Genomic DNA, 25440 nt, shown 5'->3' on the forward strand with positions numbered 1-25440 from the left:
TTTCGCTTTGCCCTGCGGCTTCCCTAGCGGACGATGGAGAAGTCCAGGCCGTCGGCCCGGCCGATGTGGGCCTGGCGCCGCACCCCGTGCCCCCGCAGGGTGAGCCGTCCCCGCGCGGTGACGATGGAGGTGCCGTCGGCGATCGCGTCCACCTCGGGCACGGCGAGCGTCCCGGCGCGCGAGCCGAGCGCGGCGAGCATCAGCACCGCCTCGTAACACCCCTGCCCGTGCCCGTTGAGCAGCGGGGCGGTCGAGCCGAACCGGCGGGCGTAGCGCTCGCCGAGGCTGAGGCTGTCGTCGGTGCCCAGGCTCGCGAAGTAACCCATCGCCCCGTACAGCTCGCCGGTGGCGTCACCGCCGATGCCGAGCAGGCCGTGCTCCTCCAGCGCGCCGCAGAGCCGCGGCCACGACAGCCCGGCCGCCGCGAAGGCCCGGTTGAAGGCGACCAGGTCGCTGCCCACCAGGCTGAGCAGCATCGCGTCGGGCCGGTCGGCCACCAGCCGCTCCAGGATCGGGGAGAAGTCGCGGGTGCCGTAGGGCACCAGGAGCTCGCCGACGACGCCGGCGTCCCGCGCGGCGAGGTGGCGTCTGGCCGCCCCGTGGACCAGGCGCGGCCAGACGTAGTCGTTGCCGAGCAGGAACCACCTGCGCGCCCGGCGGCGGTCGATCAGCAGGTCGAGGCCGGGCCGCAGCTGGCGGCCGGGGGTCTCGCCCAGGAAGTAGACGCCCGGCGCGTGACCGCCACCCTCGTACGGCGGCGCGTAGACGAACGGCACCCTCCCGGCCAGCGCCCGCACCACCTCGATCCTGACGTCGCTGCCGTGGGTGCCGACCACGGCGTCGATCGCGCCCCAGCGCGCGAGCCCCGCCACCTCGGCGGCCACCTGCGCCGCGGGACGGCCGCCGTCGACCAGGACCAGCTCCACCGGCCTGCCGAGCATCCCGCCCGCGAGGTTCACCTCGTCGGCCGCAAGGACCGCGCAGTTGATCGCGCACGGCCCCACCAGGCCGAGCACCCCGGAGACCGGCACGACCAGCCCGACGCGCAGCGCGCCCCCCGGGAGCAGCCGGGCCTCCAGGGGTTCTATGACGGCTGTGATGGCTGTGATGGCTTCTGCCACGAGGACGAGTATCCTCCCGAATGGATGGGTACGGCACTCCCGTCACCTGGACGGGACACGAATCGTGACGCAGACGGGAGCTCCATGTGGTGACGACCGGGCTGGGATCCTCGCTCGCCTACCTCCTCAGCAGGGCCGAGCGCAGTGTCAACCGGGGCCTCGCCGCCGCGGTGACCGCCCAGGACGTCTCCGTCGAGCAGTGGCGCATCCTGCGCGCCCTCGCCGACGGCCGGGGGCACTCGATGGGCGACCTGGCCGAGGCCGTGCTGATGCCGCACCCGACGCTGACCAAGGCCATCGACCGGCTCATCGACCGCTCCCTCGTCTACCGAGGGCACGATCCGGGCGACCGCCGCAAGGTCGCCGTCTTCCTCGCCGACCGCGGGTCCGAGCTGCTGGCCCGGGTCGAGGGCGGGGTGGCCGAGCACCACCGGCTGATCGAGGCGGTCTACGGCACCGAGCGCACCGAACGGCTCATGCGGGACCTGGAGGGGCTGGTCACCGCCCTGGACGGCGCTCCGGCGGTCCCGGAGCGCGCCCCGGGCGGCCCCGGCCGCTCGTGACACGCCCCGGTCGCCCGCTTTCAAGCCCGTGACCTGCCTCGGTCAAGAGCCTTCCGAGCTCGTGGCCTGCCCTGGTCAGGGGTCTTCCGAGCTCGTGGCCTACCCCGGTGAACGGCCTTCCGAGCTCGTGACACGTCTCGCTCGACGGTCGCTGAGTTCGTGACGTGCCCCGGTCGGCGGCCTCCGGGTTCATGACACGCCCCGATCCGCGCCCTCAAGATCCCCGGCACCTCCCCGTACGGCCTCAGGGGTGCGTCCCGCGCGCCCGGTGGGCCTCGGCGACGCGGCCGACGGCGATCACGTGGGCCGCCTGGCGCAGGGTGATCCCGTGCTCGGCGGCGACCGCCGCGGTCGCGTCGAACGCGTCCTCCACGATGCCGCGCAGCCGCGCGTCGACCTCGCGCGCGCTCCACGAGCGCGCCTGCATGTCCTGCAGCCACTCCAGGTAGGAGACGATCACACCGCCCGCGTTGGCCAGGATGTCGGGGACCACGGTGACGCCCGCGTCGGCGAGGACGTGATCCGCCCCGGGCGTGGTGGGGGAGCTGGCGCCCTCCACGATCAGGCCCGCCCTGATCCGGGGGGCGTTCTCCTCGGTGATCGCCCCCGCCATCGCGGCGGGGACGAGCACGTCCACGTCGAGCTCCAGCAACTCCTTCTGCGACAGCGCGTCCGCCCGGAGGTAGCCGCGTACCCCGCCGGTCTCCTCCGACCACGCCCGCAGGTCGTCGACGTCCAGGCCGGAGCGGTCGATCACCGCCCCGGTGCGGTCGGAGACCGCGACCACGAGGCAGCCCGCGTCGGCGAGGTAGCGCGCGGCCGGGGCGCCGACCTTACCGAAGCCCTGGATCGCGACGGTACGGCCCTCGGGGGAGCCGCCCAGGGCCCTGAGCGCGGCGACCCGCACGCCGCGGGAGGTGGCCCCGGCCCGGTCGGGCGCGCCGGGGTTCACCGGACCGCCGATCGTCACCCCGGGCACCGGGTAGCCCGCGTTCACCGAGTAGGTGTCCATGATCCAGGCCATGGTCCGCTCGTCGGTCCCGACGTCGGGGGTCGGGACGTCCCGCTCGGGACCGATGATCGGCAGGACCTCGTTGACGTAGCGCCGGGTGACCCGTTCCAGCTCGAGGGCACACAGCGAGGCGGGGTCCACCGAGACGCCGCCCTTGGCGCCCCCGTAGGGGATGCCGGCCAGCGCGCACTTCCACGTCATGCCCATGGCCAGGGCGGTGACCTCGTGGACGTCGGTGTGAGGGTGGAAGCGGATGCCGCCCTTCGCCGGGCCGCGGGTAGTGTTGTGCTGAACCCGGAAACCCTGCACGACGTCCATCCGGCCGTCCTCGCGGCGGACCGGGACCGAGACGGTGAGCGAGCGGCGGGGAGTGGCGAGCATGGCGCGCAGGTTGTCGTCCAGCTCCAGCCGGTCGGCCGCCTGGCCGAGCCGGAACAGGGCGGAGTCGAGGGCCTGCCGGCCCGGACCGGCGGGAGTGGTGGCCGGCGTCGTCGACGGCACCGTTGGCGTTGTCAAGGCGAACCTCCGTACGGTGAGCGGAGCGCCCTTGCTCCGCTCGGGGCACATGGTCACGATCAGACTAGGTGTGGTTCTTTGCCCGCAGGGACGGGCCGTGTTTCGTTCTGATGACTGATCACCGGGCCTGTCTGCGAGCTCGCGGCCAGGAGGAGCGTGTTATCTGCCAGTTCTGTTGGGCAATCTGGAGGTAACACGCAGATATGGCAGTCTCCGGTCAAGGATTCTTGCCGTTTTGCAGTGGCTGAGGGGATGAAAGTGCCGGAACTTGTGGTCGGGCCGATGCTGCGTTACGTCGACGAGACGAGCGCGTCGGTGTGGGTGGAGACGAGCGAGCCGTGTGAGGTGACGGTCGAGGTCGGCGGCGTGCGCTCGGAGGCCAGGACGTTCACCGTCCACGGCCACCACTACGCGATCGTCGACGTCGAGAGCGGCGGGACCTACGAGGTCCGCCTGGGCGGGGAGACCGTGTGGCCGCTGCCCGACCAGCCGCCGAGCCGCATCCGGCTGCTCGGACCGGACGGTCCGAACCGGGTGATGTTCGGCTCCTGCCGGACCAGCGTGCCGCACGACCTCGTTTACACGATCTCGCACGGGGTGGACGTGCTGCGCGCGTACGGCGGCACCCTGCCGGACGCGCCCGACGAGCGCTGGCCCGATCTGCTGCTGCTCCTCGGCGACCAGGTCTACGCCGACGAGCCGTCCGCCGAGATGCTGAAGTTCATCGCGGACCGCAGGGACACCGAGCCGAAGAAGGAGATCGCCGACTTCGAGGAGTACGCCGAGCTGTACCGCCTGGCGTGGACCGACCCGGAGATCCGCTGGCTCCTGTCCACCGTGCCCACCGCGATGATCTTCGATGACCACGACCTGCGCGACGACTTCAACACCTCCATCTCCTGGCGCAAGGCGATGGAGGAGGTCCCGTGGTGGCGGCACCGGGTGGTCTCCGGGATCGGCGCCTACTGGGTCTACCAGCACCTGGGCAACATGTCGCCCGCCGAACGCGCCTCCGACGAGGTGCTCAGCAAGGTGTACGCGGCGGAGGGGGACGGCGCCGAGGTCCTGGACGTCTTCGCCGAGCACGCCTACGACGTTCCCGCCGACAGCCGGTGGAGCTACGCCCGCGACCTCGGCGACACCCGCCTGATCATGCTCGACTCCCGCTGCTCCCGCCAGCTCGACCCCGGCGACCGGCGCATGATCGACCCGGTGGAGTGGGAGTGGCTCACCGAGCAGCTCCAGAAGGAGGGCGCGAAGCGCTTCGTGATCGGCTCCTCGGTGCCGTTCCTGCTCCCGGCGGGCATCCACCACATCCAGAACTGGAACGAGGCCCTGGCCCAGGGCGCCTGGGGCAAGACCGTGGCCCGCTGGTCGGAGGCCCTGCGCCAGGCCGTCGACCTGGAGCACTGGGCGGCCTTCCGCCGCTCGTTCGAGGACCTGTCGAAACTGCTGATGGGGCTGGGCAAGCCGGTGATCATGCTCTCCGGCGACGTCCACTACTCCTACGTGGCCAAGGCCCACGGGCTCCCCATCTACCAGCTGGTCTGCTCCCCGATCCGCAACCCGCTGAGCCGCACCCTGCGCCTGGCCAACATCGTCGCCCAGTTCGGCATCGCCAGCCTGGTCGGCCGCTCGCTCTCCCGCATGGCGAAGATCAGGAAGCCGCCGTTCAAGTGGCGGATCACCAACGGCCCGTGGTTCTCCAACGCGGTGGCCATCCTCTCCCTGGACACCGCCCCCACGTCGGTCCGCTGGGACACCGCCGCGGGCACCGAGGTCTCGGAGATCACTGTCGTGGAGCTGGAGGAGTCCGCCGTCCGCTAACAGGGGACCGGGATTCCGGTGCGGCGCCGTCCCTCCGGGACGACGGCCGCGCCGGAGGGTTCACCTCGCGAGTTCCGCCAGGACGGCGCCGAGCTGGTCGACCGCCCACAGGAGGTCCTCCTCGGAGACGACGATCGGCGGGGCGAGGCGGACGGTCGAGCCGTGGGTGTCCTTGGCCAGGACGCCGTGGGCCATGAGCGCCTTGGAGACCTCCCGGCCGCTCGCCAGCGACGGGTCGATGTCGACGCCCGCCCACAGGCCGCGCCCGCGCACGGTGACCACACCGTGGCCGATCAGCCCGCGCAGCCTCTCGTGCATGACCTCGCCGAGCTCCCTGGCCCGCGCCTGGTACTCGCCGGTGCCGAGCAGCTCGATGACCGCGTTGGCGACCGCGCAGGCGAGCGGGTTGCCGCCGAAGGTGGAGCCGTGCTGCCCCGGCCTGATCACGCCGAGCACGTCCTCGTTCGCGGTGATCGCCGAGACCGGGACGACGCCGCCGCCCAGGGCCTTGCCCAGCACGTAGATGTCGGGGACGACGCCCTCGTGGTCGCAGGCGAAGGTCTCGCCGGTGCGGCCGAGGCCCGACTGGATCTCGTCGGCGATCATCAGGATGTTCTCCGCGGTGCACAGCTCGCGGACCTGGGTGAGGTAGCCGTCCGGTGGCACCAGCACCCCGGCCTCGCCCTGGATGGGCTCCAGCAGCACCGCGACCGTGTTGGCGTCGACGGCCTCGCGGATCGCCTCGACGGAGCCGTACTTCACGATCCTGAAGCCGGGGGTGTACGGGCCGAAGCCGCCGCGGGCGTCGGGGTCGGTGGAGAAGCCGACGATCGTGGTGGTACGGCCGTGGAAGTTGTCCTCCATCACGATGATGTTGGCCTGCTCGGCGGCCACGCCCTTGACCTCGTAGCCCCACTTGCGGGCCACCTTGATCGCGGTCTCCACGGCCTCGGCGCCGGTGTTCATCGGCAGGACCATGTCCTTGCCGGTGAGGTCGCCCAGCCCGGCGGCGAAGGTGGCGAACTGGTCGTGGAAGAAGGCGCGGCTGGTCAGGGTGAGCCGCGACAGCTGATCCTGCGCCGCTGCGATGATCTTCGGGTTGCCGTGCCCGAAGTTCAGCGAGGAGTAGCCGGACAGGCAGTCGAGGAAGCGCCTGCCCTCCACGTCGACGACCCAGGCGCCCTGCGCCTCGCGGATCACGACGGGCAGGGGGTGGTAGTTGTGCGCGCTGCGGCGCTCGCTCAGCTCGATGAAGTCGTCGGTGCCGGTCATCCGCGCTCCTCCCTGGTGTGTGGACGTCATGTCAGGCACTGCCCCGGATCTCCAGCGTGCAGCACTTGGGGCCGCCGCCGGCCTTGCGGAGCTCCGACAGGTCCACCGGGACGACCTCGAAGCCGCGGCGCTTGAGTTCGAGCTGCAGGTCGGCGGCCTCGGCGTTGATCACGACGTTGACGCCGTCGCTGACGGCGTTGAGGCCCAGTACGGCCGCGTCGTCCTCGGTCGCGACGACGGCGTCCGGGAAGAGGTGGCGGAGCACCTCCTGGCTCCCCGGAGAGAAGGCCCCTGGGAAGTATGCCACGTTATGTCCGTTCAGCGGGAAGAGCGCGGTGTCCAGGTGGTAGAACCGGGGGTCCACCAGCTGCAGCGTCACCACCGGGCGGCCGAGGAACTCCTGGGCCTCCTTGTGCGCGGTGATGTCGGTGCGGAACCCGGTCCCGGCCAGGACCAGGTGGTCCAGCGTGAGGAAGTCGCCCTCGCCCTCGTTGGTGAAGGCCGCCTCGCGGACCCGCTCGTAGCCGTTGTCGAGGAACCACCTCAGGTACGCGGGCCCCTCGGCCGCGCGCTGCGGGTGGGTGAAGCGCGCGCCGTACACGCGGCCGTCCACGACCAGCGCGCCGTTGGCGGCGAAGACCATGTCCGGCAGGCCCTCGACCGGGTCGATGAGGCTGACGCGGTGCCCGAGCTCCTCGTAGGCGCTCCTGAGGGTCTCCCACTGCCTGATCGCCAGCTCGCGGTCGGCACCGGCCTCGGGATGCATCCACGGGTTGATCGCGTACTCGACCGCGAAGTGGTCGGGCCGACACATGAGGTAGTGCCTCGTCATGGGTAACCCCGCAGGTAAAGGTCGTGGTGACAGCCGCCGTCAGGGTCCCGACGGCGGCGTCATCAGCCTAGGAACGGCGTTCTCGCAGGCCAAGAGGGTGCGTTTGCGTCCTGACGCGGGTTTCTTGCGCACTTCAGGTCAGGAACGTCGATTCGTTGTGCGGCGCGACGAACGGCTCGCTGCGCGAGGTGACCAGGGGCGCCTCGATCAGGCGGGAGAGCACGATGGAGCTCTTGGTCCGCACCACGAACGGCTCCGCGGCGATGCGTTCGATCACCCTCTCCACGTGCCGCACGTCGGTGGCCCTGATGTGCAGCAGCGCGTCGGCCTCGCCGGTGATCGTGCACGCCGAGACCACCTCGGGGTGGCGGCCGACGGCCACCCCGATCTCCGACGGCGAGGTCTTGCCCGCGCAGAACAGCTCCACGTAGGCCTCGGTGGTCCAGCCGAGCGCCGCGGGCTCCACCCGGGCGGTGAACCCGGTGATCGCGCCGGTCTCGCGCAGCCGATCCACCCGGCGTTTCACCGCCGACGCCGACAGGCCCACCCGCTGCCCGATCTCCGCGTACGTGGCGCGGGCGTCCTCGACGAGGGCCCCGATGATGTCGCGATCCAGCCTGTCCAGTTCCACGCAGACCTGTATACCGCCTGGATCGGCCCGGCCTCGCGGCAGGCGGGGTGTCGCGCTAGCCCGGACGCGAGAACGCCGCCGGACAGACGATCTGTCCGGCGGCGTTCGCCGTTCGCGAGGTTCGGGTGCGGTCTGGTCGGCCTGCTCCTGAGCCTCCTCGGGGGGAGGACTCCGGTCAGGTCTGGTCGGCCTCGCCGGTGGCCTGCTCCTGGGCCTCCTCGGGGGAGGTCTCCAGGTCGTCGCTCGCCTGGGCGGCGTTCGCCGTCTGCTTGTCCAGGCCGACCCAGCTCGTCACGCTCTCGACCGCGAACAGCACGCCGAGGTAGAGGGTGAGCACGGCCAGCACCCACGTCAGCACGCCCAGCGCGGCGCCGGCGCCGACCAGCAGCAGCCGCAGCTCCCAGCCCAGCCCGGCCTGGAACACCCAGGGAGCCGGCCAGATGCTCTGCCGCGTCCGGTACACCGTGTCGTAGGTGTGGTAGCCGATCACGTAGATCAGCACGTACAGCAGCCACTTGGGCGCGTCGGCCGCGAGGCCGATCAGGATGATCGTGAGGAACTCGGCCGCCCGGATCAGCGGCGGCGTCAGCCAGTCGAGCTTGCCCAGGTGGTCGCGGGCCGCGGTGGGCAGCACCAGGACGATCATGACCAGCACCGGGACGAGCAGGATCGGCCCGTTCACCAGCATCCCGGTCACGGCCATCACGATGATCGCCAGTAGCGCGGCGAGCGAGGCGGGCACCGGGGGCAGGCCGGGGCCGACCTTGTCACGCAGCAGCGTGACCAGCGGGCCGTCGTCGCGGTAGGCGAGCAGCCGGGCGGTCTGCACGCGCAGCCGCTCCTCGTACGGATCCGGAGCGGGGATCGTCTGCGGCTGGGTGATCATGCGAGAGACCTCATCAGGCGTCCGGTGAGCGAGTAGGCGGCCCCGATGCCGCCCCAGATGATCAGGGTCAGGAAGGTGATCCTGGCGTCGAACAGGGCGCTGACGATCGCGATGGCGGCGAAGCGCTCACCGATGGGGAACACGATCATCTTGCGGGCCCAGTGCACGGAGCGGTACCTGCCGGCCCTGCCCCACATCTTCAGCAGGTTGCGGATCCCGCCGGTCCTGGCGTTCTTGCGCTCCTCCAGCGCCTGGCGCAGGCCGGTGTCGGCGCTGACCGAGAGCGACACCGAGGGCAGCGGCGAGGGGGGCTTGCGCCGGTTGGCCGCGCCGTAGGAGAAGTCGAGGAGGTGCTTGATGGACTGCACGCCGAGCGCGATCAGCGCCAGCGTCCAGACGTCGCCCACCCCGGAGACCGCCGCGCCGACCGCCAGGCCGGCGAAGACCACGTACTCCTTGAACCGGTCGAACGTGGCGTCCAGCCACGCCCCCAGCACGCCGAACTTGCGGGCGTAGCGCGCGACCTGGCCGTCCACGCAGTCGAACACGAACGCGAAGTAGATCAGCACGCCGCCCGCGACCATCCCGGCCCGCTCGCCGGTGGCGAAGCACAGCGCCGCCGCCACGCCCAGCGCGATCGAGATCAGCGTGACCTGGTTGGGGGTGAGCCCCCGCCTGGCCGCCCAGCGGGCGATGAACCGGGAGTAGGTGCTGACGAAGTACGTGGTGAAGAAGCCGTCGGCGCCCTTCACCGCGTTGTTCAGCCGGGCCTTGTCCTCGTCGAACGTGGACATCTCGGCCAGCGCCTCGGCGGCCTCCTCGGGGGAGGACACCCGGCGGAAGAACAGGTCGCGGCGGCCGCGGATGCCGACGGAGACGCCCTTGCGCACCAGGCCCAGGACCAGCAGCTGGACCAGGTCGTCGTCAGGGCCCAGCAGGTGGGCCATGTCGGCCAGCTCGCGGGCGGCCTCGGCGAGGACGGGCGCGTGCTTGTGGTGCAGGTGCAGCGGGCCGAGCAGGACCGAGTTGGGCCTGGTCACCCCGTGGTAGGCCGAGCCCACCGAGATGACCCGGGACTTGCGGGCACGCACCCGGACGGGCAGGCCCTCCAGCCTGCGGTCGCCGATCTCCGGCAGCGCCTCGTCGATCGGGACGTCGGGGACGATGACGTCGCCGTTCTCGTCCTCCTCCCGGGGCTCCTTGGTGATCAGCGCGAGGGCCCCGCGCTTCGACTTGGTGATCTGGTAGATCAGCTCGTCGTGGATCAGCGAGTTGGCCGGCAGGAAGAGCAGGTTCTCGGTGGCGCCCTCGACGGCGTCGGCCACGGCACGCAGGTCGCCGGCCAGGTCGGAGGTCTCGACGAGGCTGCCGGGGAAGCCCCGGTGGGCGGCGGCGTCGCCGGAGCGGACGATCGTCACCGGCTCGGGGTCGAGTGAGGCGAGCTGGCCGTGCAGCTTGCCGATCACCGTGGGGCAGCCGGGAAGCGCGGGCAGGGTCAACGCGGCGGGCGTCGCCTGGCCGGGAGCGGCATCGGGGCCGGGCGATGAGCCCAGCAGGACCACGCGGGGCATGGCACCCTTTCGTGCGGAAGGCGGGTGTGGGGCGGTGTAAGCGGGGGTGGCATTTCGCCAGAGGCCAAAGTTTAGTGAGTTTTGGGTGAACAACACGCACCGGTGATCTGTCCGTGTCGTTTGATCATGCTTCCACCTCTGCCAAGCGGATGGTCCCACTACACTGTCCGGGTGAGTCTGTACCGTGACGACGGAATCGTGCTGCGCACCCACAAGCTGGGAGAGGCCGACCGGATCGTCACCGTCCTGACCCGGCGGCTGGGCAAGATCCGGGCGGTCGCGAAGGGGGTCCGGCGGACAACATCACGATTTGGGGGCAGGCTCGAACCTTTTACTCACGTCGACCTCCAGCTCCACACCGGCCGCACGCTCGACATGATCACCCAGGCCGAGACCATCCGGCCCTACGGCGAGCCGCTCGTCTCCGACTACCCCCGCTACACGGCGGGCACCGCGATGCTGGAGACCGCCGACCGCCTGGTCATGGGGGAGAAGGAGCCGGCGCTGCGCCAGTTCCTGCTGCTCGTCGGCGGCCTGCGCACGCTCGGCTCGGGCGACCACGAGGCCAGGCTCGTCCTGGACGCCTACTTCCTGCGCTCCCTCGCCGTCGCCGGTTACGCCCCCGCGCTGGAGGCCTGCGCCCGGTGCAAGGCCGTCTCGGTGCGGGCCTTCGCCATCGTGGCCGGGGGAGTGGTGTGCGGGGCCTGCCGTCCCGCGGGCGCGGCGGTGCCCGAGGGGGAGACCCTCGCCCTGATGGCGGCGCTGCTCAAGGGAGACTGGCTCACCGCCGACGCCTCCGTCGCCCGGCACCGCGCCGAGTGCAGCGGCCTGGTCGCGGCATACCTCCAGTGGCACCTCGAACACGGCATACGCTCTCTTAGACACGTAGAAAGGGAGCTCGCCACGTGAACGTCCGCCCACCCGTCCCGCACCCCTCAGGCGCCACCCCGCCCCCGATCCCGCGCGACCTCGTGCCCCGGCACGTGGCGATCGTGATGGACGGCAACGGGCGGTGGGCCAAGCAGCGCGGCCTGCCCCGCACCGAGGGCCACAAGGCGGGCGAGGCGTCGCTCTTCGACGTGATCGAGGGCGCGATCGAGCTCGGCATCCCCTACCTGTCGGCCTACGCCTTCTCCACGGAGAACTGGAAGCGCTCCCCCGACGAGGTCCGCTTCCTGATGGGTTTCAACCGCGACGTCATCCGCCGCCGCAGGGACCAGCTGCACGCGATGGGCGTACGGGTCCGCTGGGCGGGCCGCCCCGGGCGGCTGTGGAGGAGCGTGATCCAGGAACTGCGCGACGCCGAGGAGATGACCGAGGGCAACTCCACGCTGACCCTGCAGTTCTGCGTCAACTACGGCGGCCGCGCCGAGATCGTGGACGCCGCCCTGCGCCTGGCCCAGGACATCGCCGACGGGCGCGTCAAGCCGGGCCGGGTGAAGGAGGAGACCTTCGCCCGATACCTCGACGAGCCGCAGATCCCCGACGTCGACCTTTTCGTACGGTCCTCGGGCGAGCAGCGGATCTCCAACTTCCTGATCTGGCAGACGGCGTACGCCGAGATGGTCTTCCTCAACCGGCTGTGGCCCGACTTCGACCGCCGCGACCTGTGGGAGGCCTGCGAGACGTACGCCAAGCGCGACAGGAGGTACGGGGGAGCGGTGCCGAACGCGGTCCCGTCCGCCCGGGACACCTCCGGTCTCCCGGGCGCCGCCACGCGGTGATGTCGTGTTCCGGGTGACGTCCCACGCCGGGGGACGCCTCCCGGGCGACCGTCGGGACCAGACGCGCCGGGCCCCGCTCCCGCGTCGTCCAGGTGCCCCGGCCGTCAGGCCTTGACCTCGCGCAGGCGGCCGGTCTCCACCTCGTAGACGAAGCCGCGCACCGAGTCGGTGTGCGGGATGAAGGGGTCGTTCCTGATCCGGTGGAGGGACTGGACGACGTCCTCGTCGAGGTCGGTGAAGGCCTCGGCCGCCCAGTCGGGCTTCACCCCGACCTCGGCCTGGATCTGCCGCTTGAAGTCGTCGTCGGTGAAGGTGAGCATGCCGCAGTCGGTGTGGTGGATGAGGATGATCTCCCTGGTGCCGAGCAGGCGCTGGCTGATGGCCAGGCTGCGGCGCTCGTCGGCGGTCACCACGCCGCCCGCGTTGCGGATGACGTGCGCGTCGCCCTCCGAGAGCCCGAGCAGGGCGTACGGATCGAGGCGGGCGTCCATGCAGGCCAGCACGGCGACCCCGCGCGCGGGCGGCAGGGGCAGATGCCCCTTGGTGAAGGTCTCCGCGTAACGCTCGGCGTTGGCGAGCAGCTCGTCGGTGACGCTCATGGGCTCTCCTCGGGGGTAGGTGGCATCACGTTCACAACCTACCGGCATTACCTACTCAGTCAATAGGTATTAGCGGAGAGTGACGTCAGGCCCGGCGCCGGGCGCGGTAGGCGGCGACGTGCATCCGGTTCCCGCAGGTGCGGCTGTCGCAGTAGACCCGCGAGCGGTTGCGCGACTCGTCCACGAAGACGTGGTCGCAGTCGGGCGCAGAGCAGGTGCGCAGGCGCTCCCACTCGCCCTCGACGAGCAGGTGGGCCAGGGCGACCCCGATGTCGGCCGCGAGGTGCTCGTGCAGCGAGGCGTCCGGCGCGAAGTAGTGGACGTGCAGGGGGTGGCCGTCGTGCTCCGCCAGGCGCGGGGTGATGCGGGTCCCGCTCAGCAGGGTGTTCAGCCGGATGACCGCGGTGGGCTGGTCGGGGGCGGTGAAGACCTTGTGGAAGGCCTCGCGCAGCGCGCGCACCTGGGTCAGGTCGGCGGCGTCCAGCTCCCCGATCCCGCTGACCTCCCAGCGCGCCACGAAGTCGCCGAGTTTCCGCAGGTCGGTCAGGGTGTCCTCGCCTCCGGTGGAGGGGGAGGTGTTCACCAGGTCGACCGCGGTGGCGAGTGAGTGCACCATGTCATGTCCGAATGGCATGTTGACTCCTGTAGAAGCGATTGCAACGTGGAGGCGCGTACGGCGGCTCGCCGTGTCGGAAGCGTATCTCTCCCGTGGACCTCCGGCGCCCCCTCCCGGGGGCCCGTCATCGTGGCGCGTCCCCGGGCGACAAGGTTTTCCGCGAAGCGTGTCCTGGTGAGCCGTGATGTGCGCGTCGCGTCCTGAAATCGCTCTTCTCGTACGTGTTCCGTCGCGCCGGGACGCCCGCTCGGGTGCGGCTCGGCGCGTGGAGCGGTTCGCCGGGATGTCCGCTCAGGCTCGGCTCGGCTCGGCTCGGCTCGGCTCGCGGAGCGGCTTGGCGGCGGTGGAGCAGGAGGCGCAGGTCCCGAAGATCTCCAGCGTGTGGGTGATCTCGGTGAACCCGTGCTCGGAACCGATGGCCTCGGCCCAGCGCTCCACCGCGGGCCCGGCCACCTCCACCGTACGGCCGCACCTGCGGCAGACCAGGTGGTGGTGGTGGTCGCCGCTGGCGCACGCCCGGTAGACCGACTCGCCGTCGTCGGTCCTCAGCACGTCGACGTGGCCGGTGTCGGCGAGTGCCTGCAGGGCCCGGTAGACGGTGGTCAGTCCGATCTTGGCGCCTTCCGCGCGCATCTCCGCGTAGACGTCCTGCGCGCTGCGGAAACCCTCGCTCTGGCGGAGGATCGCGTGGACGGCGTCACGCCTGTTGCTCATGGGCTGGACTCCTGAGGTCGGCTTCGACGTACGAATCTACCGAGCCCGAGGGCGAGGACGAACCCCGCGAGAGCGACGATGACGATGATCGCGCCCGGCGGGACCTCGATGTAGAAGGAGGACGTCAGACCGCCGACCGTAGAGATCATCCCAAACAGCATGGAAAGGAACATCGTGCTCACGAACCCCCGGGTGAGCTGCTGGCTGGTCGCCACCGGCACCACCATCAGCGCGCTCACCAGAAGCAATCCTACGACGCGCATGGCGATGACCACGGTCAGCGCGGCGGTCACGGCGATCAGCAGGCTGAGAAAGCGGACCGGCAGGCCGCTGGCCCTGGCGACCTCCTCGTCCTGGCACAGTACATAGAGTTCCCGCCCGAAGACGGTCACCACGCCGAGCACCGCCACCGCCAGCAGGCCGATCACCCACACGTCCTCGACGGCGACGCTGCTGATCGAGCCGAACAGGTAGGACATCAGCGTGGCGTTGCTCCCCCCGGGAGCCAGCGAGATGAGCAGCACACCCCCGGCGATGCCGCCGTAGAACAGCAGGGCGAGCGCCACGTCCCCGCTGGTCCTGCCTCGCTCGCGGACCAGCTCGATGGCGACGGCGCCCAGGATCGAGACCAGCACGGCCGTCAGCACCGGGGCCGTCCCGGTCAGGAAGCCCAGGGCCACGCCGGTCAGCGCGACGTGCCCGATGCCGTCGCCCAGCAGGGCCAGGCGGCGCTGGACCATGAACGTGCCGATGGCGGGGGCGGCCAGGCCGACCAGGAGGGCGGCGATCAGTGCCCGCTGCATGAAGTCGAACTGCAGAAGCTCGATCACGAGACGGGCCTCCAGTCGAGCGGGCTCACGGGCTCCTCCTCGGCGTGCGGGTGCACGTGGTCGTGGCCGGGCAGCGCGTGCGTGCCGACCGCCCGGGGCGGCGGGCCGTCGTGGCAGACGTACCCGTCCCGCAGGACCACCGCCCGGGTGATCAGGGGCTCCAGCGGGCCGAGCTCGTGCGCGACCAGCAGGACCGTCTTGCCCTGCGCGACGAGCGCGGACAGGGTTTCCGCGAGGAGCAGCTGGCTCTCGGAGTCGACGCCCGCCGTGGGCTCGTCCATGACGAAGGTGTCGGGCTCCCCGGCGAGGGCGCGGGCGATCAGCACCCGCTGCTGCTGCCCGCCGGACAGCGCCTGTACCGGGTCGGAGGCGCGGTGGGTCAGGCCGACGGCCGCCAGGGCCCTGTCGGTCGCCTCGCGGTCGGCCGCGCCGGTCGGGCGCAGGCGGCGCTGCCTGGCGATCCTGCCGGAGGCGACGACCTCGCGGATCGTGGTCGGCACGCCCCCGCCCACCGAGAGCCGCTGGGGTACGTAGCCGATCCGCCACCACTCGCGGAACCGGGCGGGGGGCCTGTCGTACAGGAGGGTCTCGCCGCCGGAGAGGGGGACGAGACCGAGCAGGGCGCGGATGAGGGTCGACTTCCCCGACCCGTTCGCGCCGAGCACCGCCACCGCCTCACCGGGTTCGACGGACAGGTCGATCCCGCGAAGCACCGGACGGCGGTCCAGGCTGACCTGGCCGCCGTTCATGGTGAAAACCGTTTTGCTGGACGTCACATGTGACCTTTACGAGCAGCTGAGCGCTGCCTGGAGTGTGGAGAGGTTCTGGCGCATGGCGGACAGGTAGTCGCCGTTCGACGGCTGGCTTTCCACCGGATCGAGGACCGCGGTCTTCGCACCTACCTCCTGGGCGAGAATCTCGGCGACCTTCGGGCTGACGAGGGTTTCGGTGAAAATCGTAGTTACTTTCTCCTGCTTGGCCACTTTTGCCACCTCGGCGAGGCGAGCGGGAGAGGGTTCGGCGTCGGGGTCGAGGCCGCTGATGCCGATCTGGTGCAGCTTGTAGCGGTCGGCGAGGTAGCCGAACGCGGCGTGGCTGGTGACGATCGCGTCCGAGGAACAGGTGGCCAGGCCCTTGGTCAGCTCCTGGTCCAGGGTGGTGAGGTCGGCGGCGGTGGCGGCGGCGCGGTCGCGGTAGCCCTGGGCGTGCGCGGGGTCGGCGCCGGCCAGCGTCTCGCCGAGCTTGGTGGCGACCGTCGCGAAGCGGGCCGGGTCGAGCCAGAGGTGGGGATCGTAGTCGACCTCCTCGTGGCCGTGCCCCTCCTCCTCCTCGTGGTGCTCCTCCTCCGCCGCCGCGGGGAGGTGGGCGACCGCGGTGGCCGCGTCGAAGGCCCGGTCGGCGGCGTGCTGCTCGACGGCCTCGTCCACCGCGGGCTGGACGCCCTTGATGTAGACGACGAGCCTCGTCTTCTCCAGCCCGGCGACCTGGAGGGGGGAGAGCTCAAGATCATGTGGTTCGACGCCGGGCTTGGTCAGGCCGGTGACGGTCGCGTCGGGGCCGCCCACCCGCTCGGCGAGCCACTGCAGGGGATAGATGGCCGCGGTGACGGCGGGTTTCCCGTCCGTGGAAACGCTCGACGCCCCCCCGGGCGAGCCGCCGCTGGTCGAGCCGGTCTCGGTACCACAGGCGGTGATGGTGGCGAGAAGGGCGGCGGACGCAGCCAGGCTGGCATTACGTATGCGGATACGTCGGGAGGACTCGGACATCATGCCAACTAGTATGCGCGTAAATGAAAACGGTTGTCAAAATCGGGGTCCGTGCGACGCCCGCCGAAGAAACCGTTCCGCGCGGGAAGACACCGTTCCGTGCGAGGAGGCACCGTTCCGCGCGCGGGGAGGCACCCCCGACATGAAGGTCGCGGTCATCCTGGACGACCACCGTTCCGTGCGTGGGGAGGCACCGTACGGCACCCCGGGACAGGACGGTCCGAGAGCCGGGACCTCCGGGCCGCGGACGTCAGAGAGCCCGGCCGGCGAAGGGGGCGAGTATCGCGGGCCGGGCTCTCGTCGCCGGGCTGGGGAGCCGCCGCTCCCCGGCCCGGCGGTCGGTGGGGGCGAACGCGGCGGTTCCGGTTCGGTGAGGGAGGTCGGGCCGCACCTCCCGGCTCCCGGCGGGCCGCCACGCCCGAGGGGGTGGGCGCTCGGCCCTGCTGGTGGCCGGGAGGTGCGGCCCGGGCTCAGCCGGGGACCAGATCGACGCGTCCCTCCCCGGTGTAGACGTTCATCGAGCTGCCCCTGACGAACCCGATGAGTGTCAGCCCCGTCTCGGCGGCGAGCTCCACGGCCAGCGAGGAGGGGGCCGAGACGGCGGCGAGGATCGGGATGCCGGCCATCACCGCCTTCTGGACCAGCTCGAAGGAGGCGCGTCCCGACACCATGAGCACGGTCGAGGCGAGCGGCAGGCGCCCGTCGCGCAGCGCCCAGCCCACCAGCTTGTCCACCGCGTTGTGCCGGCCCACGTCCTCGCGCACGCAGAGCGCGTCGCCGCCGAGCGTGAACAGGCCCGCGGCGTGCAGCCCGCCGGTCCGGTCGAACACCCGCTGGGCCGCGCGGAGCCGGTCGGGCAGCGCCGCGATCACCTCGGCCGTGACCGGCGCCGGGTCGCCGTCCACCCGCCACTTGGCGACCGTGCGGACCGCGTCGAGCGAGGCCTTGCCGCACACCCCGCACGAGGAGGTGGTGTAGAAGTTGCGCTCCAGCGAGGTGGCCGGGGGAGAGGTGCCCGCGGCCAGCCTGACGTCGAGCACGTTGTAGGTGTTGGAACCGTCGGCGGTGGCCCCCGCGCAGTAGCGGATCGCGGTGACCTCCTCGGCGGAGGTGACCACGCCCTCGCTCACCAGGAAGCCCGCCGCCAGGTCGAAGTCGTCGCCCGGCGTGCGCATGGTGATCGTGAGCGGCTTCCCGTCGAGCCGGATCTCCAGCGGCTCCTCGGCCGCCAGCACGTCGACCCGGTGGGCGGCCGCGGCCTCCCGCAGCCGCAGGACCCGGCGCTTGACGGTGACCCTACCCATCGGCGGAGGCCGTTCGCGCGCCGGAGACCGGTTCGGAGGCGGGCCGGGAACCAGGGCCGGAGAGGGGGAGCGTGTCCTCCGAGGTGGCCACGTTCTGGACGTGCTGGAAGCCGAAGCGGCCCTTGATGCACAGGTTGCCGTGGGTGACCGGGTTGTCGTGCGGCGAGCTCACCTTGACGATCCGGTTGTCCTGCACGTGCAGGGTCAGGTTGCAGCCGACCCCGCAGTAGCTGCAGATCGTCGTCGTCTCGGTCTGCCGGGACTCGTCCCAGCTGCCCGCGGCGCGCATGTCGAACTCGCTCTTGAACGACAGCGCCCCGGTGGGGCAGACCTCCACGCAGTTGCCGCAGTAGACGCAGGCCGAGTCGGTGAGCGGGGCGTCGTGCTCGGTGGAGATCATCGCGTCGAAGCCCCGCCCGGCGACCGAGATGGCGAAGCTGTTCTGCCACTGGTCGCCGCAGGCGTCGACGCACTTGTAGCAGAGGATGCACTTGGAGTAGTCGCGCACGTAGAGGTCGTTGTCGACCTTCGCGGGCTGCGCGACCGTGGCGGCCTCCTCGCCGAAGCGGTCCGGTCGCGCGCCGTACTCCTCGATCCACTCGGCCGCGCGCGGCGTGGTGGACAGGTCGGCCGTCGAGGCCAGCAGCTCCAGGACGATCTTGCGGCTGTGCCGGGCGCGCTCGGTCGCGGTGCCGACGACCATGCCGGGCTCGGCCCGGCGCGAGCAGGCGGGCGCGAGCGTACGGGCGCCCTCGACCTCGACCACGCAGACCCGGCAGGCGTTCTTCGGGGTGAGGGTGTCGCCGTAGCAGAGGGTCGGGATGTCCTTGCCCGCCGCCGAGCAGGCGTCCAGCACGGTCGAGCCCTCCGGCACGCGGACCGGGTCGCCGTCGACGGTTATCTCGATCAGCCGCCGGGGCGGCTGCAGGGGAACACTCATGATGCCTCCGAGGGGGAGAAGACGCCCAGCCGGTCGATGGCCGACTCGACGGCGTTCCAGGCGGTCTGGCCGAGCCCGCAGATCGAGGCGTCGCGCATGGCCTGGCCGACCTCCCGCAGCAGCGCGATGTCGCCGGCGGTGGGCCTGCGGCTCAGCCGGTGCAGGGCCTCCTCCTGCCGCACGGTGCCCACCCGGCAGGGCACGCACTGACCGCACGACTCGTCGCGGAAGAACTCCGCGATGCGCAGGAGGATGTGGGCCAGGTCGACGCTGTCGTCGAGCACCAGGACCACGCCCGAGCCCAGGGTCGTGCCGGCCGCGCGGGTGCCCTCGAAGGTGAGCGGGATGTCGAGCTCGTCCGGGCGGACGAACCCGCCGGCCGCGCCGCCCAGCAACACCGCCCGGAGCCTGCCGGTCGCGCCCCCGGACAGGTCGAGCAGCTCGCGCAGGGTGGCGCCGAACGGCAGCTCGTAGACGCCCGGCCTGGCGACCGTGCCCGAGACGCAGAACAGCTTGGTGCCCGTCGAGCCCTCCGTGCCGGTCGCCGCGTAGGCGGCGGCCCCGCCGGACAGGATGGGCAGCACGTTGACCAGGGTCTCGACGTTGTTGACCACGGTGGGCTTGCCGAACAGGCCCTTCTCCACGGGGAAGGGCGGCTTGCTGCGCGGCTCGCCGCGGAAGCCCTCGATCGAGTTGAAGATCGCGGTCTCCTCGCCGCAGATGTAGGCGCCCGCGCCGCGCCTGATCTCGATGTCGAAGGCGAAGCCCTGCCCCATGACGTCGGCCCCGAGCAGGCCGCGCGAGCGGGCGACGTCGATGGCGTGCGCCATCCGGCCGATCGCCCGGGGATACTCCCCGCGGATGTAGAGGTAACCCTTGGGACAGCCGGTGGCGTACGCGGCGATGGTCATCGCCTCCACCAGGGCGTACGGGTCGCCCTCCATGACCACGCGGTCCTTGAAGGTGCCCGGCTCGCTCTCGTCGGCGTTGCAGACCAGGTAGTGGGGATGGTCGAGCTGGCGGGCGGTGGCCTCCCACTTGCGCCCGGTGGGGAACGCCGCCCCGCCCCGCCCGACGAGGCCGGATTCGAGCACCTCGCGGATGACGCCGGCGGGGCCGATCCTGACCGCCTCGCGCAGCGCGGCGTAGCCGCCCGCGGCCCGGTAGTCGTCCAGGCTCGCCGGGTCGACGAGCCCCACCCGGCGCAGCAGCACGAGGGAGGGGTCGCCCGCCTGCGGGACGGCGTGCTCGGCGGGGGGCTCCTCGCGCTCGGCCAGGGGGCCGCCGGTGGCGTCCATGCCGCTGAGGCCGGCGAGCCTGCGGAGATCCCCGCGGCCCGCCCCGCCGCCACCCGTGCCGCTCGTGCCTTCCGCGGCGCGGGTGTCGCCCGCGTCGCCGACACCGCCCGTGCCGCTCAGGCCGCCCGTGTCGTTCGCGCCGCCGACGGTGCTCGCGTCGCCGACGGTGCTCGCGCCGGCCGTGCCGCTCGCGCCGCCCGCGTCGCCGACGGTGCCTGTGTCGCTCGCGCCGCCCGTATTACCGACGGCGCCGTGGACCCGGCCGGCTCCGTTGGCGCCGTTGCCGTTGGCTCCGCCGATGTCGTCCGCTCCGCCGGTCCCGTTCGCGGCGCCGTTCGCGTCCGCGCCGCCGGTGGGGGCCGGTGCCGGTTCGGCGGGGCCGTACACGGTCGCGCTCGGGAACTCGCCGGCCTGCAGGGCGAGCGCGGCCGGGGCCCGCTCGCACAGGCCGAGACAGGGGCTCGGCTGCCAGGACATGCCCGGAGGGCCGAGCCGCTCCTCGGTGCTCCGCCGCACCGCGTCGGCGCCGCGCGCCTGGCAGGCCAGGTCGGTGCAGACGTGCAGCACCCGCGCCGGTCGCGGCTTCGTCGAGAACAACGAGTAGAACGTCGCCACCCCGTACGCCTCGGCGGGCGGCACGGTGAGGCGGCGGCAGATGTAGTCGAGGGCTCCCTCGCTGATCCACCCGATCCTGTCGTTGACCGCGTGCAGCGCGGGGAGCAGGAGGTCGCGCCGCTCGCGGGCCCCGTGCCCGCCGACGGCGACCCGCAGGTCGTCGTCGGAGCGGGCGCCGCCCTCCCAGCCGCTGGGAGGGGCACCGAGGAACGCGTCGACGGCGGCGCGCTCCTCGGCCGAGGGCTCGGCGTCTCTGAACCGCAGATCCACGCCCCCGTCACCCGGCCTTCGCGGGTACGAGCTTGTCGACGCGCACGGCGGCGGCCTTGAACTCCGCGGTGCCCGCGATCGGGCAGGTGGCCTCGATGGTGAGGGCGTTGGTGTCGACCTCGTCGGGGAAGTGCATCGTCATGAAGACCAGGCCGGGACGCAGGGCCGGGTCGATGTGGACGGGGGCGACGACCGATCCCCGCCGGGAGCTGATCCTCACCTCCTCGCCAGGACTCACCCCCAGCCGCGCGGCGTCCTCGGGGCAGAGCTCGATGTTCTCGCCCCTGCGCAGCGGGGAGGCGAACCCGGACGACTGCACGCCGGTGTTGTAGGAGTCGAGGCGGCGGCCGGTGGTGAGCCGCAGGGGATACTCGTCGTCGAGCAGGTCGACCGGCGGGGAGTGCTCGAGCACCGCGAACGGCGCGGCCCTGCCCCGCCGGGCCGGGTCGCTCTCCCAGAGCCGCCCGTGCAGGAAGGGCGGTTCGAGGGAGTCCTCGGACGGGCAGGGCCACTGGATGCCCTGGAGCTTGTCGAGCCTTTCGTAGGTCATGCCGGTGTGGGCGGGGGACAGGGCCCGCAGCTCGTCCCAGACCTCCTCGGCGCCGGTGTAGTTCCAGTCGTGGCCCAGGCGGCGGGCGAGCTCGCAGAGGATCCAGATGTCGTCGCGGGCCTCGCCCGGCGCCTGGAGCGCCTTGCGGACCCGCTGCACCCGCCGCTCGCTGTTGGTGAAGGTGCCCTCGCTCTCGCACCAGGCCGCGCCCGCCGGGAGCACCACGTCGGCCATCTGGGCGGTCTTGGTCAGGAAGATGTCCTGCACGACCAGGTGGTCGAGCATGCTGAGCCGCTTGACGCAGCTCAGCGAGTCGGCCTCGGACTGCACCGGGTTCTCCCCGATGAGGTAGCAGGTGGTGACCTCGCCCTCGGCCATCCCCTCCAGCATCTCGGTGAGGTTGCGGCCGTAGCGCGGCTGGATGGGCTTCTCCCACGCCTGCTCGAACTTGACGCGGATCTCCGGGTCGAGGATGTCCTGGAAGCCGGGCAGCCGGTTGGGGATGGCCCCCATGTCGCCGCCGCCCTGCACGTTGTTCTGGCCGCGCAGCGGGGACAGGCCCGAACCGTAGCGCCCGACGTGGCCGGTGAGCAGCGCCAGGTTGATGAGGGCGCGCACGTTGTCGGTGGCGTTGTGGTGCTCGGTGATGCCGAGCGTCCAGCACAGCTGGGCGCGGTCGGCCCTGGCGTAGGCGTGCGCGAGCTCCCGGATGGCGGCCGCGGGCACGCCGGTGACCTGCTCGGCCACCGGGAGCGTCCACGGCTCGACCGAGGCGGCGAACTCCGCGAAGCCCTCGGTGGCGCGCTCGATGAACGAGGTGTTGTGCAGCCCGGCGTGGATGATCTCCCGGGCCACCGCGTGCGCGAGCGGGATGTCGGTGCCCACGTTGAGGCCCATCCAGAGGTCGGCCCACTCGGCGGTGCCCGTGCGGCGGGGGTCGACCGCGAACATGCGGGCGCCCTTCCTTATCCCCTTGAGCACGTGGTGGAAGAAGATCGGGTGCGCGTTGCGCGCCGCCGAGCCCCACATCACGATCACGTCGGCGTCCTCCACCTCCTGGTAGGAGGAGGTGCCGCCGCCGCTGCCGAAGGCCGCGGACAGGCCCGCCACGCTCGGGGCGTGGCAGGTGCGGTTGCAGGAGTCGACGTTGTTGGTGCCGATCACGACCCGGGTGAACTTCTGGCCCACGTAGTTCATCTCGTTGGTGGAACGGGCGCACGACAGCATCGCGAAGGAGTCGGGTCCGTGTTGCTCGACATTGCGGCGGAAGCCCTCCGCGGCCCGTTGCAACGCCTCTTCCCAGGTGGCGCGGCGCAGCACGCCGTTCTCACGGACAAGGGGATGGGTGAGCCGGTCGTAGTGCTCGGCGCGGTCCCCGCGGTCCCTCTTCATTGCCGCATCCTTTCGACAGTCCTGTATACAGTCTACGGTATGTCGCCTCAGCTGGCGGCGGCAAGATTTTCTCTGGCCCGCTCGTCCAGGAGGTCGGCGACGGCGTGGATCGCCCGCAGCGTGGGGACCTCGGCCCCGGTCAGGTCGGCGAGTTCCACGACGGCGGCGAGGAGCACGTCGAGCTCCAGGGGCTTGCCCTTCTCCAGGTCCTGGAGGGTGGAGGTCTTGTGCTCGCCGGCCCGCTCGGCGCCCGCGATGCGGCGCTCGATCGAGATGTCGGGCTCGCAGCCCACCCGGCGGGCCACGTCGACGGTCTCGCGCATCATGGTGACGACGAGGTCGCGGGTCCCGCGATGGCGGCAGATGCCCGCCATGGTCGCCCGGGTGAGCGCGCTGATCGGGTTGAAGGCGATGTTGCCCATGAGCTTGATCCAGATGTCGCGCCGCAGGTCCGTCTCGACGGGACACTTCAGGCCGCCCTCGACCATGGCGGTGCTGAAGTCGACGCAGCGCGAGGAGAGGGAGCCGTCGGGCTCCCCGATGGAGAAGCGGGTGCCCTCCAGGTGGCGGATCACGCCGGGCGCCTCGATCTCCGTCGCCGCGTAGACGACGCATCCGATGGCGCGCTCCAGCGGCAGCGCGGAGGTGACCGCCCCGCCGGGGTCGACGCTCTGGATCACGTGGCCCTCGTAGGGGCCGGGCAGCCGGTGGAAATACCACCACGGGATGCCGTTCTGGGCCGCGATGAGGCCGGTGGTCTCGTGGAGCAGCGGCTGGATCATGGGCCCGGCCGCCGCGTAGGAGTTGGCCTTGAGGCCGAGGAAGACGTGGTCCACCGGCCCGATCTCGCGGGGGTCGTCGGTGGTGTGGGGGTGGGCGGTGAAGTCTCCGCGCGGGCTGAGCACGCGCACTCCCGATTCGCGCATCGCCGCGAGGTGCTCTCCGCGGGCGATCAGATGCACCTCGGCGCCTGCCCTGCACAGGGCGGCGCCGACGTAGGCGCCTATGGCGCCGGCGCCAAGAACAGCGACTTTCACAAGAGGCTCCGTCCTCGCGTCCATAGTGCATTCGGTATACAGTATGGAAAAAATCCGGTCAAGGAGCCGCCGATGGCCGTCCCCAGATCCACCGTCCACGAAGCCGTCCACGAAGCCGTCCATAAAGCGCCGTCTCGCGATCCGGACGCCGCGCCCCCGTCGGGGCCGGGAGCCTCGCGCCACGGCGCCCACGCGGGGGCCCTCCCTTGGGAGTCGGCCCGCGAGATCGCGGCGTCCGCCGCCGGGCCGCTCGCCCCGGTCGACCTCCCCCTGCATCTGGCGTACGGCTGCCGCCTGGCCGCGCCGCTGCACGCCCTCGTCCCGGTGCCGGGGGCCGACGTGGCCGCGATGGACGGCTACGCGGTCGCGGGCGACCCGCCCTGGCGGATCGCGGGCCTCGTGCTCGCCGGGGGCGCGCCCTTCGGGGCCGCGCTCGCGCCCGGCACGGCGGTGGAGATCGCCACCGGCGCCCCGGTGCCCGAGGGCGCCGAGGCGGTGCTGCCCTACGAGCTGGCCGTACGAGCCGTACGGGCCGTACGGACCGGCGGGGCGCGGGAGGGCGGGGCGGGAGGGCGGTCCGCGCCGCCGGGCCGGTTCACGCCGCCGCTCGGCCGGTTCGCGCCCCCGGGAGGGGAGCCCCGGCCGGCCGGTGAGCCGGCCCGCGAATGGGTGTCGGCCGCGCCGGGGGCGGTCGAGCCCGGCAGGCACATCCGGCGGCGCGGCGAGGACTGCCCGCTGGGGGCCGTGGTGCTCACCGCCGGTTCGGCGGTCACGCCCGCGGTGCTCGGCCTCGCGGCGGGGCTCGGGCACGACGTGCTCCGCGTGCGGCCCAGACCGCTGGTGTCCGTGCTGGTCACGGGCGACGAGGTGGTGACGCGCGGGCTGCCGGGCCCGGGGCGGGTGCGCGACGCGATCGGTCCCATGCTGCCGGGGCTCGTCGAATGGGCGGGCGGGGTGACCGAGGCGCCGCGGTGGCTGCCCGACGGGGCGCGGGCGCTGGCCGACGCGCTCTCGGGGGCCGCGGACGGCCCGCCGGGCCAGGTGGTCGTGGTCTGCGGCGCCTCGTCGAAGGGCCCCGCCGACCACCTGCGGGCGGTGCTCGCCGGGCTCGGGGCGGAGATCCTCGTCGACGGCGTCGCGGTGCGTCCCGGCCACCCGCAGCTCCTCGCCAGGCTTCCCGGCGGGCGCCTGGTGGCCGGGCTGCCGGGCAATCCGTACGCCGCGCTGGTCGCCGCGCTGACGCTGCTCGCCCCGGCGGTCCGGGCGCTCGCGGGAGGTCCCGAGGCCCCGCGCGAGCGGTCCGCGCTGGCCGGTCACGTACGGCCGCACCACGCCGACACCCGCATGGTCGCGGTGCGGCGCGGCGGGCGCGGCGCGGTGCCCGTCGGGCACGACCGGCCGGGATCGCTGTGGGGGGCCGCGCTCGCCGACGCGCTCGCGGTCGTCCCGCCCGGATGGGGGGGCGAGCCGGTCGAGCTCGTCCCACTGCCCGCACAAAGGGTCTAGACATCCTCGGACCCCGGGGGTAACCATTGCCCTCATACGGTATGCAGT

At 72.2% G+C, this 25440-nt stretch carries 23 protein-coding genes; 5 read left to right on the plus strand and 18 right to left on the minus strand.

Annotated features, from left to right (window positions below; genetic code table 11):
* Positions 1 to 23 precede the first annotated feature (23 nt).
* Positions 24 to 1121: a substrate-binding domain-containing protein gene (locus ACFYWM_RS41115; protein WP_389926141.1), complete on the minus strand. Its 1098-nt coding sequence runs from the start codon at positions 1119 to 1121 to the stop codon at positions 24 to 26.
* Between the two features lie 86 nt (positions 1122 to 1207).
* On the opposite strand from ACFYWM_RS41115, the gene ACFYWM_RS41120 reads away from it, so the two are divergent.
* Positions 1208 to 1684: a MarR family winged helix-turn-helix transcriptional regulator gene (locus ACFYWM_RS41120; protein WP_389926143.1), complete on the plus strand. Its 477-nt coding sequence runs from the start codon at positions 1208 to 1210 to the stop codon at positions 1682 to 1684.
* A 244-nt stretch (positions 1685 to 1928) separates the two neighbouring features.
* Here ACFYWM_RS41120 and ACFYWM_RS41125 read toward each other — a convergent pair whose 3' ends face one another.
* The gene (locus ACFYWM_RS41125) at positions 1929 to 3212 is read right to left on the minus strand and encodes a Glu/Leu/Phe/Val dehydrogenase (protein ID WP_389926146.1); all 1284 of its coding nucleotides are present in this window, start codon (positions 3210 to 3212) and stop codon (positions 1929 to 1931) included.
* Positions 3213 to 3470: 258 nt separating this feature from the next.
* Here ACFYWM_RS41125 and ACFYWM_RS41130 point away from each other — a divergent pair, with 258 nt between their 5' ends.
* Positions 3471 to 5039 carry an alkaline phosphatase D family protein gene (locus ACFYWM_RS41130; protein ID WP_389926148.1) on the plus strand — a complete coding sequence of 523 codons (1569 nt, stop codon included), beginning with the start codon at positions 3471 to 3473 and terminating at the stop codon, positions 5037 to 5039.
* A 60-nt stretch (positions 5040 to 5099) separates the two neighbouring features.
* Here the strand turns inward: ACFYWM_RS41130 and rocD are convergent, their stop codons facing one another.
* The 5 genes from rocD to ACFYWM_RS41155 all read right to left on the minus strand — a co-directional run bounded on the left by rocD (position 5100) and on the right by ACFYWM_RS41155 (position 10231).
* Entirely contained in the window at positions 5100 to 6311 is a 1212-nt protein-coding gene (gene rocD, locus ACFYWM_RS41135) for an ornithine--oxo-acid transaminase (protein ID WP_389926151.1), read from the minus strand.
* 31 nt (positions 6312 to 6342) lie between these two features.
* Positions 6343 to 7143, minus strand: coding sequence for a dimethylargininase (gene ddaH, locus ACFYWM_RS41140; RefSeq protein ID WP_389926154.1), 801 nt, complete (start codon positions 7141 to 7143; stop codon positions 6343 to 6345).
* Between the two features lie 133 nt (positions 7144 to 7276).
* Complete coding sequence (locus tag ACFYWM_RS41145) at positions 7277 to 7774, minus strand: Lrp/AsnC family transcriptional regulator (RefSeq protein WP_362874379.1); 498 nt, start codon at positions 7772 to 7774, stop codon at positions 7277 to 7279.
* A 175-nt stretch (positions 7775 to 7949) separates the two neighbouring features.
* Positions 7950 to 8660: a DUF5941 domain-containing protein gene (locus ACFYWM_RS41150; RefSeq protein ID WP_389926157.1), complete on the minus strand. Its 711-nt coding sequence runs from the start codon at positions 8658 to 8660 to the stop codon at positions 7950 to 7952.
* Positions 8657 to 10231: a CDP-alcohol phosphatidyltransferase family protein gene (locus ACFYWM_RS41155; protein WP_389926159.1), complete on the minus strand. Its 1575-nt coding sequence runs from the start codon at positions 10229 to 10231 to the stop codon at positions 8657 to 8659. Before ACFYWM_RS41155 ends, ACFYWM_RS41150 begins: the two co-directional genes overlap by 4 nt.
* A gap of 171 nt (positions 10232 to 10402) precedes the next feature.
* On the opposite strand from ACFYWM_RS41155, the gene recO reads away from it, so the two are divergent.
* Positions 10403 to 11140: a DNA repair protein RecO gene (gene recO, locus ACFYWM_RS41160; protein WP_362867559.1), complete on the plus strand. Its 738-nt coding sequence runs from the start codon at positions 10403 to 10405 to the stop codon at positions 11138 to 11140.
* Positions 11137 to 11955: an isoprenyl transferase gene (locus tag ACFYWM_RS41165; RefSeq protein ID WP_389926162.1), complete on the plus strand. Its 819-nt coding sequence runs from the start codon at positions 11137 to 11139 to the stop codon at positions 11953 to 11955. The genes recO and ACFYWM_RS41165 overlap by 4 nt, the downstream gene beginning before the upstream one ends.
* A 104-nt stretch (positions 11956 to 12059) precedes the next feature.
* On the opposite strand, the gene ACFYWM_RS41170 is transcribed toward ACFYWM_RS41165, so the two are convergent.
* From ACFYWM_RS41170 to ACFYWM_RS41220, 11 genes are all read right to left on the minus strand, one after another.
* A complete protein-coding gene (locus ACFYWM_RS41170; protein WP_389926163.1) occupies positions 12060 to 12554 on the minus strand; it encodes a beta-class carbonic anhydrase in 495 nt (164 codons plus the stop codon).
* An 85-nt stretch (positions 12555 to 12639) separates the two neighbouring features.
* Entirely contained in the window at positions 12640 to 13188 is a 549-nt protein-coding gene (locus ACFYWM_RS41175; RefSeq protein ID WP_344748104.1) for a CGNR zinc finger domain-containing protein, read from the minus strand.
* A 273-nt stretch (positions 13189 to 13461) separates the two neighbouring features.
* The gene (locus ACFYWM_RS41180; RefSeq protein WP_389926167.1) at positions 13462 to 13884 is read right to left on the minus strand and encodes a transcriptional repressor; all 423 of its coding nucleotides are present in this window, start codon (positions 13882 to 13884) and stop codon (positions 13462 to 13464) included.
* Positions 13881 to 14714, minus strand: coding sequence for a metal ABC transporter permease (locus ACFYWM_RS41185; protein ID WP_389926169.1), 834 nt, complete (start codon positions 14712 to 14714; stop codon positions 13881 to 13883). The genes ACFYWM_RS41180 and ACFYWM_RS41185 overlap by 4 nt, the downstream gene beginning before the upstream one ends.
* A complete protein-coding gene (locus tag ACFYWM_RS41190; protein ID WP_389926212.1) occupies positions 14711 to 15463 on the minus strand; it encodes a metal ABC transporter ATP-binding protein in 753 nt (250 codons plus the stop codon). The genes ACFYWM_RS41185 and ACFYWM_RS41190 overlap by 4 nt, the downstream gene beginning before the upstream one ends.
* 36 nt (positions 15464 to 15499) lie before the next feature.
* Positions 15500 to 16480, minus strand: a complete 981-nt coding sequence (locus ACFYWM_RS41195) for a metal ABC transporter substrate-binding protein (protein ID WP_389926171.1) — start codon at positions 16478 to 16480, stop codon at positions 15500 to 15502.
* Positions 16481 to 16950: 470 nt separating this feature from the next.
* Positions 16951 to 17784 carry a formate dehydrogenase accessory sulfurtransferase FdhD gene (fdhD, locus tag ACFYWM_RS41200; protein WP_389926174.1) on the minus strand — a complete coding sequence of 278 codons (834 nt, stop codon included), beginning with the start codon at positions 17782 to 17784 and terminating at the stop codon, positions 16951 to 16953.
* Positions 17777 to 18724, minus strand: coding sequence for a 2Fe-2S iron-sulfur cluster-binding protein (locus ACFYWM_RS41205; protein ID WP_389926176.1), 948 nt, complete (start codon positions 18722 to 18724; stop codon positions 17777 to 17779). Before ACFYWM_RS41205 ends, fdhD begins: the two co-directional genes overlap by 8 nt.
* Positions 18721 to 20907: an NAD(P)H-dependent oxidoreductase subunit E gene (locus tag ACFYWM_RS41210; RefSeq protein ID WP_389926179.1), complete on the minus strand. Its 2187-nt coding sequence runs from the start codon at positions 20905 to 20907 to the stop codon at positions 18721 to 18723. The genes ACFYWM_RS41205 and ACFYWM_RS41210 overlap by 4 nt, the downstream gene beginning before the upstream one ends.
* 7 nt (positions 20908 to 20914) lie before the next feature.
* A complete protein-coding gene (locus ACFYWM_RS41215; RefSeq protein WP_389926181.1) occupies positions 20915 to 22849 on the minus strand; it encodes a molybdopterin oxidoreductase family protein in 1935 nt (644 codons plus the stop codon).
* 47 nt (positions 22850 to 22896) lie between these two features.
* Positions 22897 to 23886 (minus strand): 2-dehydropantoate 2-reductase, encoded by a 990-nt coding sequence (locus ACFYWM_RS41220; protein ID WP_389926184.1) that lies wholly within the window; start codon positions 23884 to 23886, stop codon positions 22897 to 22899.
* Positions 23887 to 23958: 72 nt separating this feature from the next.
* On the opposite strand from ACFYWM_RS41220, the gene ACFYWM_RS41225 reads away from it, so the two are divergent.
* Positions 23959 to 25392, plus strand: a complete 1434-nt coding sequence (locus tag ACFYWM_RS41225; RefSeq protein ID WP_389926186.1) for a molybdopterin molybdotransferase MoeA — start codon at positions 23959 to 23961, stop codon at positions 25390 to 25392.
* Positions 25393 to 25440: the final 48 nt, after the last annotated feature.

Origin of the sequence: Streptosporangium sp. NPDC002721, from assembly GCF_042888905.1 — a bacterium.
In the GTDB taxonomy this organism is placed as follows: domain Bacteria; phylum Actinomycetota; class Actinomycetes; order Streptosporangiales; family Streptosporangiaceae; genus Streptosporangium.